Genomic DNA, 16970 nt, shown 5'->3' with positions numbered 1-16970 from the left:
TAGAAGCCCCCGGCCGCCCTGCCAAGAGAGGTCCCGGTGACCGGAACCCGTCCGGTCACGGGCGAGCCGTCCCCGGAACGGGTCGGGCCGCTGTCACTCGTACGGGTTCTTCGGCTTTTCGACTTTCTGCAGGGAGCGGGCGCGGAGCGTCTGCACGACCGTCCTGTCGCGGTCCTCGGGGCCGGGCGGCTCCCAGACGCCCACGACCCGGACCCACGAGTCGGCGGGCGGCTGCGGGACGCCGCGGACCTTGACGGGGAACGGGACGGCGTCCCCCGCGCAGCAGGCGATCTTCATCCGGGTGATCTGCCAGCCGCCCCGTCCGTTCGCGCCGGGGGTCACGAACCCGGTCAGGCGGACGGGGACACCCTGGAAGCTCGCGGGATCGCCGGTCTGGGCCACGTACGCGCGGCCGATGAACTCGCCCATGCTCATGTCGACGGGCCCGCCGGTCGTGGACAGCGGGCGGAAGCCGTTGCCCGGAGGGGCGGGCGGCGGCGCCGCGCGGCCGGTGTCGCGGGCGGCGGTGAACGACCCGAGCGCCGGGGGAGCGATCACGAAGATCGCCAGCACGGGCAGGCCCAGCAGCCACGCCACCCGAGGCCCCCGCGAATGATCGTGCCCGTGGCCGTCGGCGTCCTTCGCGGTGTCGCGCCATTCGCGGCGCAGACCGGCGGCGCCCAGCGCCAGCAGCGCCACCGCCGCGGCCACCAGCGGATACCGGAAGCCCGGACGGACGTAGTTGACGTACTCGCCGCTGCCCAGCGTGATCCACAGCACCGCGGCGCCGAGACCGATGAGCAGCAGGTTCTGCGCGGCCCTGCTCACGACAGCAGTCCTCCCACCAGCACGCTGACGCCGACCGCGAGGCAGAACGTCAGCGGAACGAACCGGACCGCGAAGCGGCGGCCGAAGAAACCCGTCTGGAGCGCGATCAGTTTCAGGTCCACCATCGGCCCCACCACCAGGAACGTCAGCCGGGCGGTGGTCGAGAACTGCGACAGGCTCGCCGCGACGAACGCGTCCGCCTCCGAGCAGATGGACATCAGCACGGCCAGCGTCGCCAGCAGCAGCACCGACACCACCGGATCGCCGGCGGCCGCGGACACCCACCCGGCGGGCACGATCACGTTGATGGTGGCGGCCGCGAAGGCGCCGACGACCAGGAACCCTCCGGCGTGCACGATGTCGTGCCGCATCGCCTGCCGGAACGCCTCCAGCCGCGCGCCCGCCCCGTGCGCCTCCGGCCGGGACGGGATCTTGATCCATTCGCCCTTGCCGAGCAGCAGCCACGTCCAGCCCGCCAGCACGGCCACCAGCAGGGACGCGACGAAACGTCCCACGACCATTTCGGGGCTGCCCGGGAAGGCGACCGCGGTGGCGACCAGCACGACCGGGTTGATCGCGGGGGCGGCGAGCAGGAAGGTCAGCGCCGCGGCGGGGACGACCCCGCGGGCCATCAGCCCGCCCGCGACCGGCACCGACGCGCATTCGCAGCCCGGCAGCACGGCCCCCATGGCGCCCGCGACCGGCACCGCCGCGGCCGGCCGGCGCGGCAGCACCCGCCGCCACAGCGACGGCGGGACGAACGCGGTGATCGCGGCCGACAGCGCCACCCCGAAGACCAGGAACGGCAGCGCCTGGACGCACACCGCCACGAAGATGGTCGTCCACGCGTCAAGGGCGCCCGCGTCGATGAGCGGCGCCGCCCACGTCCGCCCGAGCACCAGCAGCGCCGCCAGCAGGCCGAACGCCAGAGCGGCACGGGTACCCGGCGCGACGGGCTCGCGGCGCCCCCAGTCCGCCGGGGGAAGCAGATCGTCCTCGGCTTCGCGCAGGCCGACGCGGTCGCTCATGACCGTTCATCGTGCCAGAATCCGCAAGGCGTCCGCCCCGAGGTCTTGGCAGATCACCGCACCATCAGTGATCGTTAAGGGAATCGGCGTGGGAGGCGGCATGCGGGCGAGGACGGTCGGGGCGGCGCTGGCGGACGCGGCGGCGCGGGGCAAGGCGTTTCTGCACGACGGCGACGACACCATCACGTTCGCCGAGTGCGACGAGCTGGCCGACCGGGTCGCGGCGGGGCTGCTGGCGCGCGGGATCGGCCGCGGCGACCGGATCGGGCTGCTCGGACTCAACACGCCGCAGTGGCTGGCCGCCTTCTTCGGCGCGGCGCGGATCGGCGCCGTGGTCGTCCCGCTCAGCGTGCGCTACCGGGAGCAGGAGCTGACCTACATGCTGGGCCAGAGCGGCGCCCGGACGGTCATCAGCGTCGACGCCGTCCCCGACTTCGACTTCGCGGCGTTCTTCGACGGGTTCCGCGACCAGGTCCCCGGTGTGAGCGACTACGTGTTCTTCGGCGCGGGCTTCGCCGGCAGCGGCACGTTCGCCGAGCTGACCGCGACGCCGCCCGACCCGGAGGCGCTGGCCGCCGCCCGCGCCGCGGTGGACCCGGCCGACCCGCTGATGATCCTCTACACCTCGGGGACGACCGGGCGGCCCAAGGGCGCGACGATCACCCATCGGAGCATCCTGGCGTCGGCGCGGGCGCAGGCGGACCACTTCGAGATGAGCGAGTCCGACGTCCTGCTGGGGCATCTGCCGCTCAACCACGTCGGCGGCATCACCTGCACCATCATGTCCGCGCTCGTCAGCGGCGGTTCGGTGGCGCTGCTGCCGGCGTTCGGCCCGGACGCGGCACTGCGCGCCGTCGAACGCCACCGGGTGACCTTCTGCGGCGCGGTGCCGACGATGTACGTGCTGATGCTCGGCCGGGACGACTTCGCCGACCACGACCTGTCGTCCGTGCGGCTCTGCGTCGCGGGCGGGTCCAACGTGGAGCCGGCGCTGGCGGACGCGATCCGGCGCGGTTTCCCCGGCGCCCCCGTGTACGGGCTGTACGGACTGTCGGAGTCCTCGGGCGCGTGCGTGCTGTCCCCGCTGGACGACGACCCGGAGACGGTCTCCCGCACGCTCGGCGTGGTCATCGGCGACTTCGAGGCCCGCGTGACCGGACCGGACGGGGCCGTCCTCCCACCTGGCGAGACCGGCGAACTCCAGGTCCGCGGCGGCTGCGTGGCCGCCGGCTACTGGGACATGCCGGCCGAGACCGCCGAGGTCTTCCTGCCGGACGGCTGGCTGGCCACCGGCGACATGGTCGCCATGGAACCCGACGGGCATCTCGTCCTGCGCGGCCGGAAGAAGGAGATGTACATCCAGGGCGGCTTTAACGTCTACCCGGTGGAGATCGAGAACGTGCTGACCACCCACCCGAAGGTCGCGATGGCCGCCGGGATCGGCGTCCCCGACGAGGTGCTCGGCGAGGTCGGCCGCTTCTACGTCGTCCCGCGACCGGGCGCCGAACCGCCCACCGCGGAGGAGCTCACCGACTACTGCCGGGACCGCCTGGCCGACTACAAGGTCCCCCGCCAGTTCGTCGTCACCACCGAGGTCCCGATGACCCCGGTAGGCAAGATCCACAAGGCCCTGCTGAAGGGGCGCCACCGCGCGGAGTGACCGCCGGCGTGCGTGTCCTCGCTCGGCCCGGCTGCCGTCAGGTGTTCTGCGCCGACGTGCGGCGCCGCGGCCTCCGCCTGGGCGCGGCGCCCTGCGCGTTCCCACGCCCGGCCCCCTGCCCACCAGAGGCCCCCTGCGCGTTCCTGCGCCCGGCCCCTTGCCCGGCGGTGGCGCCTTGCGCGTTCGCGCGGCCAGCCCCCTGCCCGCCGGAGGCGCCTTGCGCGTTCCTGCGCCCGGCCCCCTGTCCGGCGGCGGCGCCCTGCGCGTTCGCGCGGCCGGAACCCTGTCCGCCGGAGGCGGTCTGCGCGTTCGCGCGGCCGGAACCACGGCCGGCGGAGGCGCCCTGTGCGTTCGCGCGGCCGGCCCCCTGTCCGCCGGAGGCGGTCTGAGCGTTCCTGCCGCCGGACCCCTGCCCGCCGGTGGCGCCTTGTGCGTTCGCGTGGCCGGAACCCTGTCCGGCGGCGGACTGTGCGTCTCTGCGGCCGGAACCACGGCCGGCGGACTCGCCCTGTGCGTTCCTGCGGGCGGAACCTCGCCCGGCGGGGGCGGCCTGCGGGTTCGTCCGGCCGGCACCGCGGCCGGTCGAGTCGCCCTGGCGCTGGTTTGCGGGGCGGGCGGTGTCCGGGGCGGCGTGTGCGGGCGGCCGGGCACCGGTGATGCGGGCCAGTTCACCGTCACCGACACCCGAGCGGAGGGTGTGCGGAGTGATGCGGGCCTCGGCCATCAGGCCGTCCACCTCGCGGCGCTGGTCGGGGAGGACGAGGGTGACGACGGTCCCCGTGCTCCCGGCGCGGGCGGTGCGTCCGCCGCGGTGGAGGTACTCCTTGTGGTCGGCGGGCGGGTCGACGTTGACGACGAGGTCGATGTCGTCGATGTGGATGCCCCGGGCCGCGACGTTGGTGGCGACCAGCACGGTGATCTCCTCGCTGCGGAAGCGCTCCAGCGCGCGGTTGCGCTGCGACTGGTTCTTGCCGCCGTGCAGCGCGGCGGCGCGGATGCCGCGGGCCGTCAGCTTGCGGACGAGGCGGTCCGCGCCGTGCTTCTTGCCGACGAACATGATCACCCGGCCGTCGCGGGCCGCGATGTGCACGGTCGTCTCGTGCTTGTCGGTGTCGGTGACGTGCAGCAGGTGGTGTTCCATGGTGGTGACCGCACCGGCCGGCGGGTCGACCGAGTGCGTGACCGGGTCGCTGAGGAACCGGCGGACGAGCTGGTCGATGTTGCGGTCGAGCGTCGCGGAGAACAGCATCCGCTGCCCGTCCTGCGGGGTCTGCTCCAGAAGCCGGGTGACCTGGGGCAGGAAGCCCATGTCGGTCATCTGGTCGGCCTCGTCCAGCACGGTGATCTCGACCTCGCCCAGCCGGCAGTCGCCGCGTTCGATGAGGTCGGCGAGCCGTCCGGGGGTGGCGACCAGGACGTCGGTGCCGCTCTTGAGCGCGTTCGACTGGCGGGAGATCGGCAGCCCGCCGACCACGGTCGTCAGCCGGAGGTTCACGGCGTCGGCGTACGGGGTGAGCGCGGCGGTGACCTGCTGGGCGAGCTCGCGGGTGGGGGCGAGGACCAGGGCCAGGGGACGGCGGGGTTCGGCGCGGCGGCCCGCGATGCGGCTGAGCAGCGCCAGCCCGAAGGCGAGGGTCTTGCCGGAGCCGGTGCGGCCCCGGCCGAGGACGTCACGTCCGGCGAGGGCGTTCGGCAGGGCCGTGGCCTGGATGGGGAAGGGGGCCGACACGCCTTCGCGGGCCAGTGCCTTCAGGAGCGGTGCCGGCATCCGCAGTTCCGCGAACGACTCGATCGGCGGCAGCGGCGGGGTGGCGGTCACCGGGAGCGCGAACTCGGCGGTGGGCCGCTGTCCCTTGGCCGGACGTTGATGACCGGCGGCGGGGCGGGACCGGGAGGAGCGGCCGCGGGCGGCCGGAGGGGTGCTGCGGGGCAATGGGAGCCTTCCTCGAAGCGGTGCGTGTCGAGGAAGTGCTCCGCTGCGCGGGGCTCGCGGCCTTGGATGCGGCCGGGCGAAGGATTCTCAAGAACGAACCGGGAGACGGCGCGTCGCGTACGTGCCGCGCGCCGTGGTGGATCCCGTGACGGGACCACCGTGGTGGGAGTACCGCGCACGGCGGGCGGCCAGAGGCCGCCCGCCGTGTCGTTGGTGATCAGGCGGGGACGATGTTCTCCGCCTGCAGGCCCTTCTGGCCCTGCGTGATGTCGAACGACACCTTCTGGCCCTCCTGGAGCTCACGGAAGCCCTGGGCCGCGATGTTGGAGTAGTGAGCGAAGACGTCGGCGCCGCCGCCGTCCTGCTCGATGAAGCCGAAGCCCTTTTCGGCGTTGAACCACTTAACAGTGCCTGTGGCCATGACAGTCTCCTTCTGGGGTCGGTCCCTGTCGCACACCCTGTGCGACCGGGGACGCCGCGATGGCCCATCCGGAAGATCCAGAACAACAAAAAATGCGCCTGAGGTAGAACCGGCAGGCGCACACACATGTCTATGGGAACCGCAACTGCCTAAAGACTACCACGTGGTTCGCCGGACGGACCAGGAATCCGCGAATTACATGCCGGCCGCGGGGTCGGGCTCCCCACAAGGCTCAGGTGGGCGCATACTGGCGGTAATGAAACCCACAGGACCCGCCAGGCGGCGACATCTGCCCACCAGCCCCTTCAAACCCCCGCCCGCTGCTCCACCGACCAAGGAGTTCGCACCTCACGACCAGGTCACCCACGACAAGTACGGGCTCGGACGCGTGGTCGAGGTCGAGGACGGCCGCGCCGTCCTCGTCGACTTCGGGACGCGCAAGGTCCGGATTCTCGCCCCGTTCGCGAAGCTGTTCAAGCTCTGAGATCCCGCTCGGATCCGTACGGAAGCCGCGCGGCCGCGCCCCATATCCGTGAAATCCGGAGAGCGCCGCCGCGCACGAAAAATCCCACCGCGCCGGGGCTCACGCCGGCTCGGACGGGCTTCGAAGGCCGACCTCCGGCCCGATTCGCCTCACATTTGCGTGAAACGCGGCGGGCGGAGGGGCCGGACGATGTGCGCGCCGCCGGCGGCGGGATCCGCCGGGGCGGTCGCGCGGTGGCCCTCGGCCAGCTCGATGAGCCGGGCGGCCATGTCGGCGAACAGGAGCAGCTGGCGGGCGGTGGCCGGGCTGAACGGCTGCGCGCCCGGATGCCCCAGGACGGCGAGCACCCCGCGGGTGTCCTCACCCGTCTCCAGCGGCAGGATCAGGATCGGGCCGGCCGGCAGGGCGCTGAGCGTCTGGTCGGCGGCGATCCGCGCTGACAGGGCCCGGCGGGAGCTGAACGCCCGGCCGAGCATCGACCGGCCGCGCCGCACCATCAGCCCGCGGATCCGGTCTCCGTCGGTGCCGACCGCGACCTCGATCCGCAGCGTGTTGCCGTCCTCGACGGGCATGGCGATGAACGCCAGCGGCACGCGCGCCATCGTGCGCGCGTGCGTCGTCAGGAGGGTCAGCAGGTCGGGCAGGCGCGTCCCGTTCAGGACCGCCGTCATCAGGTCGAACGACGCGGCGAACCGCACCTGGTCGTCCGCGGCGCGGGTGACCGCCGGCGGTCCCCACCCGATCGGCGGCAGTTCGTCGCCGGTCATGTCGTCATCCCGTTCTCCTCCTCCGGCCGGGGACGCCGCGGTCAGGCCGCGGCCGATCGGATGCCGGTGCGGGTGAGCCGCGCGGCGGTGACGGAGGGGCGGATCGTGAAGACGCGGGCCAGCCCGGTGAGGCGCAGCAGCCTGGCCATCTGCGGGCGCGGGCCGGCGAGGACCACGGTGGTGCCCTTCGGCTCCGTCCGGCGGCGCGCGTCGACGAGCAGGGCCAAGCCGGACGCGTCGCAGAACGTCACGCCCGACAGGTCGATGACGACGTAGGGCCCGGTGTCCCGCAGCGCGGTGTGCAGGCGTTCGCGCAGGGCCGGTGTGGACGCGATGTCGAGTTCGCCGCTGATGGCGATGACGGTATCTTCCGCGAACCGTTCTCGGGTCAGCCGCGCCTCGGCTGAGGCGGTGGCGATGGTGGGCATGCTGGATCTCCGATCCGGAGTGCGTGAGCGCCGGTCGCGGCCGAGGCCGGTCCGGACGGTGGCACGGGCGGTCAGCCCGTGGTGAGGAGCCTGCGGCACTGGCGCCGCGGCTCCGGAGGTCAACGTGACGGCCACTCGGCGTCACGGGCGGCGTCCACTGCGGCCCCGGCGCGGGAATCGGACGTCCGCGTCCGGACGGGCTGGTGTTGCGGCGTCATGGGCGCCGACCTGTCTGGGCCCCCGAGGGGGACCGAGTAGCGGGGAACCAGGGGGACGCGCGCTTGGTCGCCCGCATCGAGAACCCCTCGTTCGCCACGAGTCTACGCCCTCCCGGGTCGGCGCGCCGGTGCGCGCGCTCCGGCAGACCCTGCGCGAACAAGGCTTCGTCGAGGCCCAGCCAGGTCTGGTGCTCACCCTGCGACGCCGTGATGGCCGCCCTCCGCTGAACCCCCGGCCGCCCGGCCGAGTGCGTCGTCTAGGGATCTGGTGGGGTGCCGGAGAGGAGGCCGTGGTGGAGTGCCTTCATGACGGCGCGGGTGCGGTCGCGGACGCCGAGCTTGGCCAGGAGGCTGGACACGTGGTTCTTCACGGTGCCCTCCGCCAGGTGCAGGGCGCCGGCGATCTCGCGGTTGGCGTAGCCGCCGGCCAGCAGGCGCAGGACGTCCTGTTCCCGGTCGGTGAGCGGCTGCGGCGGGAGGTCTTGGAGCTCGTCCCGGTCGGGTAGGTGCCTGGCGGCCTGGAGGAGCCGCTCGGTCAGCGCGGGCTGGACGAGCGTGGCGCCTCGCGCGAGGGTGCGGATCGCGCCGACGACCTGGTCGAGGGTGACGTCCTTGAGCAGGTAGCCGGACGCTCCGGCGCGCAGCGCCCGCAGCACGAGTTCGTCGTCGTCGAAGGTGGTCAGGACGAGGGTGGGCACGGCGATGTTCCGCTCCCGCATGGCGGTGAGGGTGGCGATGCCGTCCCGGCGCGGCATCCGCAGGTCCAGCAGGAGCACGTCCGGCGGGTCCGCGCGGAGGACGGCCAGCGCCTCGTCGCCGTCGGCGGCCTCGGCGGTGACGGTCACCTCGGGGGACAGCTCCAGCAGATGCCGGATCCCCTGGCGCACGAGCGTCTGGTCGTCGGCGACGCACACCCGGATCACGGCGCCGGGACCTTCGCGCTGACCGTGAAACCCGACCGGGCGTCGAACGACACGACGCCGTCGAGCTGCGCGATGCGTTCGCGCACCCCGGTCAGGCCGTTGCCCAGCCGCAGGAGCGACGCGCCGCGCCCGTCGTCGCGGGCGGTGAGGACGATCTCCCCGGTGCCGGCCCGGCCGACGTCGATCCACAGGTTCTCGGCCTCCGAATGGCGGATGGTGTTCGTGACGACCTCCTGGACGCAGCGGATCAGTGCGGCCGTGCACGTCTCGTCCGGGTCGGCGGAGTCGTCGACGCTCAGGTGCACGCGCGGGGCCGGCAGGTCCGCGACGATCTCCGTGAGCGCCTGGTGCAGGGACGGGGTGCGGGCGCGCAGTTCGCCGACGGCGGTGCGGACGTCGCCGAGCAGGTCCCTGGCGAGGCCGCGGGCGCGTTCCACGTGCCGTCCGGCCGGTGGTGCGCTGCGGTGTGCGGCGACCTCCAGTTCGAGGACGAGCGCGGTGAGCTGGTGGCCGACGAGGTCGTGCAGTTCCCGGGCGATGCGCAGCCGCTCGGCGGACCGGCTCGACTCGGCCAGCAGCGCCGTCGCGGCGCGGAGCTCGGTGTTGGCCACGGCGAGGCGTGCGCGCGCCGCGGCCTCCCGCTGCTCGCTCCGCACCGCCCACACCGTGCAGACCTGGAGCATCGTGTAGATCATCGCGGTCAGCGCCACGTCCGCGACGGTTCCGTCCCGCAGCAGCGGGGCCGCCGCGGCGACCGCGCTGTTGACCCCGAGCACCGCGAAGGTGGCGCGACGTGAGGAGAAGTGGGCCGTGAGCGCGGTGACGAACACCAGCAGGATCGAGAGCCACCCGGCGCGCACGCCCAGCAGCACCGTCGCGGCCCCCGCGGGGACGAGGGCGAGCATCAACGCCCGCCGGCGGATCCGCCCTGGCACGACGTCCAGCAGCGTCAGCGTGAACAGCGCGAGGAAACCCAGGTAGGCGGCCCACCACAGCCAGGCCGGTCCGAGCGTGGGATCCCCGTCGGCGAACAGCACCGGCGATCCGACCAGCAGGCAGACGATCAGCGCGCTCGCCGCGCCCCAGGCTTCGAGATGGGACCTGGCCATGCAACGAAGGTTACGGGCATCTCGGGCGCGCGGACCGTGCCGGAAGTCACGGGTGCGGCTCATGACCTTCGGCACGCGCGGACGTGTCCGGCCGCGGCCTAGCGTTCGGCGGGCCGGCACAGGCCGGCCGGGAGGGGGTGCGGCGATGGCGGTGGTGGAGGTCGAGGGGCTGTGCAAGCGGTACGGCGAGACGGTCGCCGTCGACGACGTGTCGTTCGCCGTCGAGCGGGGTGAGATCTTCGGGATCGTCGGACGGAACGGCGCGGGCAAGACGACGCTCGTGGAGTGCGTCGAGGGGGTGCGGCGGCCCGACCGGGGCCGGATCCGCGTGCTGGGGCTGGACCCGTCGCGGGACCGTGCGCGGCTCAGGCAGGTGATGGGGGCGCAACTGCAGGGCGGGGCGCTGCCGGAGAAGCTGCGGGTCGGTGAGGCGGTCGCGCTGTACCGGTCGTTCTACGCCGAAGGCGCCGATCCCGCGCGGCTCCTGGACGAGCTGGGGCTGTCCGCCAAGCGGGACACGGCGTTCGAGAACCTGTCGGGCGGGCAGGCGCAGCGGCTGTCGATCGCGCTGGCGCTGATCGGCAAGCCGCGGATCGCGGTCCTCGACGAGCTCACCACCGGACTCGACCCGCGGGCGCGCAGGGGCGTCTGGGAGCTCATCGAGCAGATCCGGGACAGCGGCGTGACGGTGCTGCTGGTCACGCACTTCATGCCCGAGGCCGAACGGCTGTGCGACCGCGTCGCCGTCATCGACCGGGGGCGGCTGGCCGCGCTGGACACCCCGGGCGGGCTGATCGCGCGGCTCGACTCCCCGCAGCGGGTCCGGTTCCGGGCGGCCGCACCGTTCGACGCCGCCGTCCTGACCGGGCTCGACGGCGTCGGCGAGGTGCGCACCGACCGCGGCGAGACCGTCGTCACCGGGACGGGGAACCTGCTGCACGCGGTCGGTTCGGCGCTCGTCCGGCACGGCGTCGTCGCCACCGGAACCCGGCTCGAGACCGCGACGCTCGACGACGCGTTCCTCGCCCTGACCGGCCGGACACCCGGCGAGGAGCCCACCGGGGAATCGGGCGAGGAGGAGCCGGCATGACGACGTACCGGCCCCCCGCGCGTGCGTGGGCGCTGCTGACCTGGACCGAGGCCAAACTGGTGACCCGGGACATCGCCGGGCTGGTCGTCCCGCTCTTCCTGCCCATGCTGATCATGGTGATGTACGGGCTCGGTGCGGACGGTGAGGGAACCGAGCGCTTCCGCGGCGTCCCGGCCTTCGACGCCTACGTCGTGCCGATGACGCTGGTGATGGTCGTGGCGCTCATCGGCATGGTGAACATGCCGGCGGTGCTCGCCGCCTACCGCGGGTCGGGCGTGCTGCGGCGGCTGGAGGTGACGCCCGCCCCCCCGGTGATGATCCTGGTCGCGCAGGTGCTGGCCGCGCTGGCCCAGGTCCTGGTCGGCGTCGTGCTCGCCCTGCTGGTGGCCCGGCTGGCGTTCGGCATGTCGATGCCCCGCGACCCGCTCCCGGCGATCGGCGTGTTCTGCCTGGCGACGGCGGCGGTGTACGCGCTCGGCATGCTGGTGGCGGCGATCGCGCCCACCACGAACGCGGCCGTCGCCATCGGCCTGGTGCTGTTCTTCGCGACGATGGCGCTCGGCGGCGGGTTCGGGCCCCGCGAGAACCTGCCGGACGGACTGGCCGCGCTCGGCGAACACCTGCCGTACGGGGCGGGACTGGAGGCGTTGAGCGCCACCTGGACGGGTGTGGCGCCGGACCTGCGGCACCTCGCCGCCCTCGCCGGCGCGGCCGTGCTGGCCGGCGCCGCGGCCGCCAAGACGTTCCGCTGGGACTGACAGGGGCGGGGGACGGCGAGGCCGGGAGAGGAACGCCCTCTCCCGGCCTCGTCCTCCGTCACGCCTTACAGCGGAAGATCCCCCACTTCAGGTGGCCGGACTCGCCGCCGCGGACCCAGTGCCGCAGGCCCGCCTTCATGTGTTCGAGATAGTCGCCGCTGATCTGCCCGGTGAACTCCGCCTCCCGGCGCTCGGTCTCCTGGAGCACCCGCCCGTAGTGCGTGGTGAGGTGCGTCGTGAGGTCGTCGAAGCTCGGCGTCATGCCGAGGCGGGCGATCTCGCGCTGGTAGAAGCCCGGCGATCCCATCGTGTCGAGGTGCAGGCGGTCGAGGATGGGACGCAAGGCGTCCCGCGTGCAGTCGTCCGCCGCCATGGGGTCGGTGAAGACGAACTCCCCGCCCGGCTTCAGCACCCGGGCGATCTCCTCCAGTGCCCGGATCCGGTCGCCGCCGTGCAGCAGTGCGTCCTGCGACCACACGACATGGAACGCGTTGTCGTTGAACGGGAGCGCCTCGAAGGAGCCGTCCACCACGTCGATCAGGTGGTCGAGCCCCTGCTCCTCGTTCATCGCGCGGTTGCGCTCGTTCTCCACCTCGCTGAGGTTGAGGCAGGTGACCCGGCAGCCGTAGGTGCGGGCGAGATGCCGGGCGGATCCGCCGTATCCCGCGCCGAGATCGACGACCTGCGTGGCCGGCGTCAGGTTCAGGCCGGACGCCATCCGCTGGACGGTGCGGTCGCTGGCCGCGTCGATCGTGTCGTTCTCCTCGTAGATGCCGACATGGATGTGCTGTCCGCCCCACACGGAGTGGTAGAAGGCGTCGGCGTCGCTGGAGTTGTAGTAGTCGCGAGCGGTGTTCACCGCGGTGGAGTAGGCGGTGTTCATGTCGTCTTCCCAGTACCGTTTCTCCGCCACGTGGATGAAGAAGTCGGGGTCGTCGTCATTGTAGGTCGCCTGGAAGTCGCCGTACGTGTCGATGCGCTGGAAGCCGACTTCCCGCATGAGCCGCCGCATGTAGTTCTTGCGCAGCGGATACATGTTGAGGCAGTACTCGCTGTTGTCCGGGAACCGGTACCGGAACCGGGCGAGCCCCTCGTCGACGTATTCCGGTTCGGCCGTGACCTCCTCACCACAGTAGTAGTAGGAGTGCTGGCTGGAGAATCCGTTGTCCAGGATGGAGTCGTAGTTGCGCTGGTCGATGATGAGCACGCCGTCGTGCTTGAGCATGGCGTAGAACTCGGCCAGGGCCTTACGCCGGTCGCGTTCCGAGAACAGGTGGGTGAACGAGTTGCCCAGGCAGATGATCGCGTCGAACTCGCCGTGGACGTCGCGGTTCAGGAAGCGCCAGTCGGCGTTCACCACGCGGAGAATGTGGCCGCCGAACGCGAAGCCGTTGTCGAACGCCTTGCGCAGCATCTCCGGGCTGCCGTCGACGCTGACGGTGTCGAAGCCCTCCTGAAGGAGCCGGACCGAATGGAAACCGGTGCCGGTGGCGACGTCGAGTACCTTCTGGACGCCCCGTTCCCTGAGCTGGTCGATGAAGAAGCTGCCTTCGCTCTCGTAGCGCTTCTTCCAGTCGATGAGTTCGTCCCACTTCTCCACGAAGCCCTGGACGTACTCTTCCGTGTAGTGATCGGTGTCGCGAACCTCGGTCGGATTGTCCCCGAACTCTTGGCGCTGAATCGGAATGCCTCCTGTGGATGTGCCTCCTGGTGACCGTGCGCGGCCCTCAGGGGACGCACAGTGGTCACCACTGTCGGTCATAGCGTCACAATGTGTGACGAACTGGTGCGGACAGGACGAACATGGCGAACGTTAGCCCTGCGCACGGCCGGAAATAAGGGGTCGCCCCGGTAGATCTTGCTAACACATGGTGTGATCGTCGCCACATGAAGGCCGCGTACGCAGGGGTTTCGGCGTCAGCGAGGAGGCCGTCAGCGCTGTTGGAAGCCGGTGCCGGCGGGTCCGTGCCGCCTACCCGGCGGAGCCGCCGGCGAGGAGGCCGCTTTCCGAGAGGAGCCTCATCCAGTTGTCCTTGTGGCGCCCCCGCCTGTCAAGCTCCGTGGCGGCGCGACGTCCCAGGACGGCCTCGACCAGCCGGGGATAGCCCGCGCCGAGAACGTGGTGGTTGAAGAAGGCGACGATGTCGTCCGCGAAATCCTCGCGATCGATCTCCTCGATCTCGACGTTCTTGTAATAGAAGACGTAGTCGTCCGGATCGACGTAGTAGACGCTGCCGTCGTTGAGGTCCAGGCGAATGGGAGCGCCGCCGTCGATGCGTTCGAGGACGTCGGCCGGAATCCCGTAGCGTTCATGGCCGATCTGAAGGGGATCGCCCAGCGGGCAGTGCTCATTGGACTTCCGCCACGCCCATTCGTGCGGGTTGCGGATCTCATCGGGCTGCTTGAAACAGATGTAGTCGCCGCCCAGCCGGTAGAACAGGCGGAACACCTCCGTCACCCCGTCGGGAAGCTCCGGAACGTCCTCCAGCTCCAGGGGATCCTCGATGACGACCCCGAAGCCGTGCTCCGCCTCCGTCCGCCGCACAAGCTCAACCTTGCCCCGAACCTCAGCCAGCCCCGCGCGCATATTCTCGTCCATCACTTTTCCCCGTCCAATACACCTTGATCAGCTAACCTACGGCACATGCCCGCGGATCGCCGCCTCTTGACAAAGGCCACGCTCAACCACGTGGTCGCCTACGACCTTTCCCAGCTGGTCGTCGACGGGGACCTCCTCGGACGGGCGGCGGTATTCCCCGCCGAGAGCGAACCGCGCGGCCACGCGGCGTCCCCCGACCTGGAATGCGCCGTGTACACGACCGACGAAGCACTCGTCTGCGTCGGTCGCGACGGCATGCCCCGGTGGCGCGGCGATTTCGGTGCGGCGCCGAAGCAGTACATGAACGGCCGGGCCGGCTGCGCGTTCTCGCTGAAAGGCGACGTCGTGTGGCTGTACCGCCCCGACATGGCCATGAAGGGACGCGGCCACGTCGACCAGTGGCTCGCATTCGACACCGCCACGGGCAGCGTGCTGGACCAGGTCGAACTGGGAAGCGCAGGACACGGCGCGCAGCATTTCGTCCACCCCGACGGCGAGCACATGCTGCTGGACGTCGGCGAAGGACAAGACGGCTCGAGGGTGTACCGCGCCAGAATCGAGGACGGCCGAATCGCGCTGGCCGAGTATTCGTGGGATGCCGCCCTTTACGACCTGTCCCCAGACGGGAGCCGCATGATGACGGTCGGGGACAAGGCGGGAACCCTCCTCCAGGAACTCGTCTTCCGGACGTTCCCCGACGGGCAAGAGGACCTCACCGTCTCGTCCGAAGCGCTCGGGTACGACGAAGAAGAGCATGAGACGTTCTTCATCGGCTGGACTGTGGGCCACCTCGACGCCGACACCGCGATCGTCTCCGTTCACGGCGAACGCACCCAGCCGGACGACTCGGACGAGCCCGTGGATCTGGACTTCTACCAGAACCACCTGGTCGACACCCGGACCGGACAGGTCCTCGAACACTTCCCCGCCGAGTTCACCACCAGAGAGGACATCGTCCCGCTCGGAGACCGTTCGTGGCTGACCACCGGACCCAACGGCGGCTGGTACCGCCACGCCCTGTGAACGGCAACCGTTGACCACGGAATCAAGCGCGCTCGGCCGCCCGGGGCCGGTGCGGAAGCACACCTGCAACGCGTCCGGCATGGCGAACACCGGGGCTCCATGGCGCGGACGGTACCCGCGGGCCTGACGAGCCGCCCTCCAGGCCTTCGAAACTTTCGAAATATCAGGCTACATCATGATCACCTAATGGGCGCTTCAATGGACAGTTGCGTGGTCGGTCCATTGGAGATGTGCATTGACCTGGTCGAATGAGATTTCAAGAAAATTAGGGTCATCGAAATCTTTCGAAAACTGTTGACAGGTCTACCGGGGCGGGCCAACACTGTCGCCATCGACGGACCTCGTCCCCCGTCGATGCGGGCCAGGCGCCCGCGACCGTCCTCCGGTCGTCGGCGGTACGACGACCGGCCAACCCCCGCCATCCCACCCCCACCCCCGCCTCCACCCTCGAAATCCGCCACGTAGCAGGACGCCGCGGCGGCCGTCGCCTGGCCACCGGCGGTTCGCCGGGTCATGTCGTGCTGCCTGGCCGCCCCGCCAGCGTTCACGAGGAGGAAGAACGCACATGAGCATCACGCATCCGAAACCCGCGCGCATGAGCGCCGCCCCCGCCCGCCCGAAGAGCCGCGGACGCGGCCGGCTCAGGGCGCTCATCAGCGCCTTCTCCGCGTTCGTGCTGGTCGCCGCCCTGCCCGGGGTCGCCGACGCGGCCGTGACCACCAACCAGACCGGCAACCACAACGGCTACTTCTATTCGTTCTGGACCGACAGCCAGGGCACGGTCTCCATGGAGCTGGGGGCCGGCGGCAACTACAGCACCTCGTGGAGGAACACCGGCAACTTCGTCGCCGGGAAGGGCTGGAGCACCGGCGGGCGCCGGACCGTGACCTACTCGGGCAGCTTCAACCCGTCCGGCAACTCGTACCTGACCCTCTACGGGTGGACGAGGAACCCGCTCGTGGAGTACTACGTCGTCGACAACTGGGGCACTTACCGGCCCACCGGGGACTACATGGGCACGGTCACCAGTGACGGCGGTACGTACGACATCTACAAGACGATGCGGTACAACCAGCCGTCCATCGAAGGCACCGCGACCTTCCCGCAGTTCTGGAGCGTCCGGCAGTCGAGGCGCACGGGCGGGACCATCACTTCCGGCAACCACTTCGACGCGTGGGCCAGCCACGGGATGAACCTGGGCAGCCACGACTACATGATCCTCGCGACGGAGGGCTACCAGAGCAGCGGGAGTTCCAACATCACCGTGGGCGGCACCTCCGGTGGCGGCGGTGGCGGTGGCGGTGGCGGTGGTGGTGGTGGTGGCGACAACGGCTGCACCGCGACCCTGTCCGCCGGCGAGCAGTGGAGCGACCGCTACAACCTCAACGTCTCGGTGTCCGGCTCCAGCAACTGGACCGTGACGATGAACGTCCCGTCGCCCGCCAAGATGATCGCCACCTGGAACATCGACGCCAGCTGGCCCAGCGCCCAGGTCCTGACGGCCAGGCCCAACGGCAGTGGCAACAACTGGGGCGTGACCATCCAGCACAACGGCAACTGGACGTGGCCGACGGTCTCCTGCAGCGCGGGCTGACCCCCGGACGTCCGTAACTCCGCACTGTGGCGGGGGGGGCCCGGGCCGCCCCCCCCCCCCGCTGCCCCGGCGGGCGCCGGGGAGGGCAGGTACAAGGAGGCGGGGGT

The 16970-nt window shown here is 71.3% G+C and carries 15 protein-coding genes and 1 pseudogene; 6 read left to right on the top strand and 10 right to left on the bottom strand.

Translation table 11 applies throughout. The features are described 5' to 3' along the window. Positions 1-93 precede the first annotated feature (93 nt). Together AB0C35_RS16045 and AB0C35_RS16040 are read right to left on the bottom strand one after the other, a co-directional pair. Positions 94-828 (bottom strand): TIGR03943 family protein, encoded by a 735-nt coding sequence (locus AB0C35_RS16045; protein ID WP_358455744.1) that lies wholly within the window; start codon positions 826-828, stop codon positions 94-96. After that, positions 825-1856 (bottom strand): permease, encoded by a 1032-nt coding sequence (locus AB0C35_RS16040; protein WP_358455741.1) that lies wholly within the window; start codon positions 1854-1856, stop codon positions 825-827. Before AB0C35_RS16040 ends, AB0C35_RS16045 begins: the two co-directional genes overlap by 4 nt. A 100-nt stretch (positions 1857-1956) precedes the next feature. Here AB0C35_RS16040 and AB0C35_RS16035 point away from each other — a divergent pair, with 100 nt between their 5' ends. Next, positions 1957-3516 carry an AMP-binding protein gene (locus tag AB0C35_RS16035; RefSeq protein WP_358455738.1) on the top strand — a complete coding sequence of 520 codons (1560 nt, stop codon included), beginning with the start codon at positions 1957-1959 and terminating at the stop codon, positions 3514-3516. A gap of 634 nt (positions 3517-4150) precedes the next feature. Here AB0C35_RS16035 and AB0C35_RS16030 read toward each other — a convergent pair. Both AB0C35_RS16030 and AB0C35_RS16025 read right to left on the bottom strand, forming a co-directional pair. Next, a pseudogene (locus AB0C35_RS16030) lies at positions 4151-5335 on the bottom strand (DEAD/DEAH box helicase); the annotation flags it as partial. A 331-nt stretch (positions 5336-5666) separates the two neighbouring features. Continuing rightward, positions 5667-5870: a cold-shock protein gene (locus AB0C35_RS16025; RefSeq protein WP_024936225.1), complete on the bottom strand. Its 204-nt coding sequence runs from the start codon at positions 5868-5870 to the stop codon at positions 5667-5669. A 256-nt stretch (positions 5871-6126) separates the two neighbouring features. Here AB0C35_RS16025 and AB0C35_RS16020 point away from each other — a divergent pair, with 256 nt between their 5' ends. Continuing rightward, on the top strand, positions 6127-6354 hold the full coding sequence (locus AB0C35_RS16020) for a hypothetical protein (RefSeq protein WP_358455735.1): 228 nt from the start codon (positions 6127-6129) through the stop codon (positions 6352-6354). A 149-nt stretch (positions 6355-6503) separates the two neighbouring features. On the opposite strand, the gene AB0C35_RS16015 is transcribed toward AB0C35_RS16020, so the two are convergent. From AB0C35_RS16015 to AB0C35_RS16000, 4 genes are all read right to left on the bottom strand, one after another. Beyond that, positions 6504-7121, bottom strand: a complete 618-nt coding sequence (locus tag AB0C35_RS16015; RefSeq protein WP_358455732.1) for a GAF domain-containing protein — start codon at positions 7119-7121, stop codon at positions 6504-6506. 41 nt (positions 7122-7162) lie between these two features. Continuing rightward, positions 7163-7549, bottom strand: coding sequence for an STAS domain-containing protein (locus AB0C35_RS16010; RefSeq protein WP_358455729.1), 387 nt, complete (start codon positions 7547-7549; stop codon positions 7163-7165). A gap of 475 nt (positions 7550-8024) precedes the next feature. Then, entirely contained in the window at positions 8025-8690 is a 666-nt protein-coding gene (locus tag AB0C35_RS16005) for a response regulator transcription factor (protein WP_358455726.1), read from the bottom strand. Continuing rightward, on the bottom strand, positions 8687-9799 hold the full coding sequence (locus AB0C35_RS16000) for a histidine kinase (RefSeq protein WP_358455724.1): 1113 nt from the start codon (positions 9797-9799) through the stop codon (positions 8687-8689). Before AB0C35_RS16000 ends, AB0C35_RS16005 begins: the two co-directional genes overlap by 4 nt. Positions 9800-9944: 145 nt before the next feature. Here AB0C35_RS16000 and AB0C35_RS15995 point away from each other — a divergent pair, with 145 nt between their 5' ends. After that, entirely contained in the window at positions 9945-10889 is a 945-nt protein-coding gene (locus AB0C35_RS15995) for an ABC transporter ATP-binding protein (protein ID WP_358455722.1), read from the top strand. After that, positions 10886-11647 carry an ABC transporter permease gene (locus AB0C35_RS15990; protein ID WP_358455720.1) on the top strand — a complete coding sequence of 254 codons (762 nt, stop codon included), beginning with the start codon at positions 10886-10888 and terminating at the stop codon, positions 11645-11647. The genes AB0C35_RS15995 and AB0C35_RS15990 overlap by 4 nt, the downstream gene beginning before the upstream one ends. Positions 11648-11705: 58 nt before the next feature. Here AB0C35_RS15990 and AB0C35_RS15985 read toward each other — a convergent pair whose 3' ends face one another. Next, complete coding sequence (locus AB0C35_RS15985) at positions 11706-13247, bottom strand: methyltransferase domain-containing protein (protein WP_358455717.1); 1542 nt, start codon at positions 13245-13247, stop codon at positions 11706-11708. A 372-nt stretch (positions 13248-13619) separates the two neighbouring features. Beyond that, positions 13620-14246, bottom strand: a complete 627-nt coding sequence (locus AB0C35_RS15980) for a hypothetical protein (RefSeq protein WP_358455714.1) — start codon at positions 14244-14246, stop codon at positions 13620-13622. A 45-nt stretch (positions 14247-14291) separates the two neighbouring features. Here AB0C35_RS15980 and AB0C35_RS15975 point away from each other — a divergent pair, with 45 nt between their 5' ends. Together AB0C35_RS15975 and AB0C35_RS15970 are read left to right on the top strand one after the other, a co-directional pair. Further along, positions 14292-15269: a hypothetical protein gene (locus tag AB0C35_RS15975; protein WP_358455711.1), complete on the top strand. Its 978-nt coding sequence runs from the start codon at positions 14292-14294 to the stop codon at positions 15267-15269. 595 nt (positions 15270-15864) lie between these two features. Further along, positions 15865-16863 carry a glycoside hydrolase family 11 protein gene (locus AB0C35_RS15970; RefSeq protein WP_358456271.1) on the top strand — a complete coding sequence of 333 codons (999 nt, stop codon included), beginning with the start codon at positions 15865-15867 and terminating at the stop codon, positions 16861-16863. Positions 16864-16970 lie beyond the last annotated feature (107 nt).

Source organism: Spirillospora sp. NPDC048819 (assembly GCF_040650055.1).
Taxonomy (GTDB): Bacteria; Actinomycetota; Actinomycetes; order Streptosporangiales; family Streptosporangiaceae; genus Spirillospora.
The sequence above is the reverse complement of the archived record's forward strand: the minus strand, read 5'-3'. Positions and strand labels throughout refer to the sequence as shown.

What these genes read in the sequence shown, in the direction of transcription:
- AB0C35_RS16040 (WP_358455741.1), bottom strand. Translation starts at nt 1,856, where the DNA reads ATGAGCGACCGCGTCGGCCTGCGCGAAGCCGAGGACGATCTGCTTCCC.
- AB0C35_RS16035 (WP_358455738.1), top strand. Translation starts at nt 1,957, where the DNA reads ATGCGGGCGAGGACGGTCGGGGCGGCGCTGGCGGACGCGGCGGCGCGG.
- AB0C35_RS16025 (WP_024936225.1), bottom strand. Translation starts at nt 5,870, where the DNA reads ATGGCCACAGGCACTGTTAAGTGGTTCAACGCCGAAAAGGGCTTCGGC.
- AB0C35_RS16020 (WP_358455735.1), top strand. Translation starts at nt 6,127, where the DNA reads ATGAAACCCACAGGACCCGCCAGGCGGCGACATCTGCCCACCAGCCCC.
- AB0C35_RS16015 (WP_358455732.1), bottom strand. Translation starts at nt 7,121, where the DNA reads ATGACCGGCGACGAACTGCCGCCGATCGGGTGGGGACCGCCGGCGGTC.
- AB0C35_RS16010 (WP_358455729.1), bottom strand. Translation starts at nt 7,549, where the DNA reads ATGCCCACCATCGCCACCGCCTCAGCCGAGGCGCGGCTGACCCGAGAA.
- AB0C35_RS16000 (WP_358455724.1), bottom strand. Translation starts at nt 9,799, where the DNA reads ATGGCCAGGTCCCATCTCGAAGCCTGGGGCGCGGCGAGCGCGCTGATC.
- AB0C35_RS15995 (WP_358455722.1), top strand. Translation starts at nt 9,945, where the DNA reads ATGGCGGTGGTGGAGGTCGAGGGGCTGTGCAAGCGGTACGGCGAGACG.
- AB0C35_RS15990 (WP_358455720.1), top strand. Translation starts at nt 10,886, where the DNA reads ATGACGACGTACCGGCCCCCCGCGCGTGCGTGGGCGCTGCTGACCTGG.
- AB0C35_RS15980 (WP_358455714.1), bottom strand. Translation starts at nt 14,246, where the DNA reads ATGGACGAGAATATGCGCGCGGGGCTGGCTGAGGTTCGGGGCAAGGTT.
- AB0C35_RS15975 (WP_358455711.1), top strand. Translation starts at nt 14,292, where the DNA reads ATGCCCGCGGATCGCCGCCTCTTGACAAAGGCCACGCTCAACCACGTG.
- AB0C35_RS15970 (WP_358456271.1), top strand. Translation starts at nt 15,865, where the DNA reads ATGAGCGCCGCCCCCGCCCGCCCGAAGAGCCGCGGACGCGGCCGGCTC.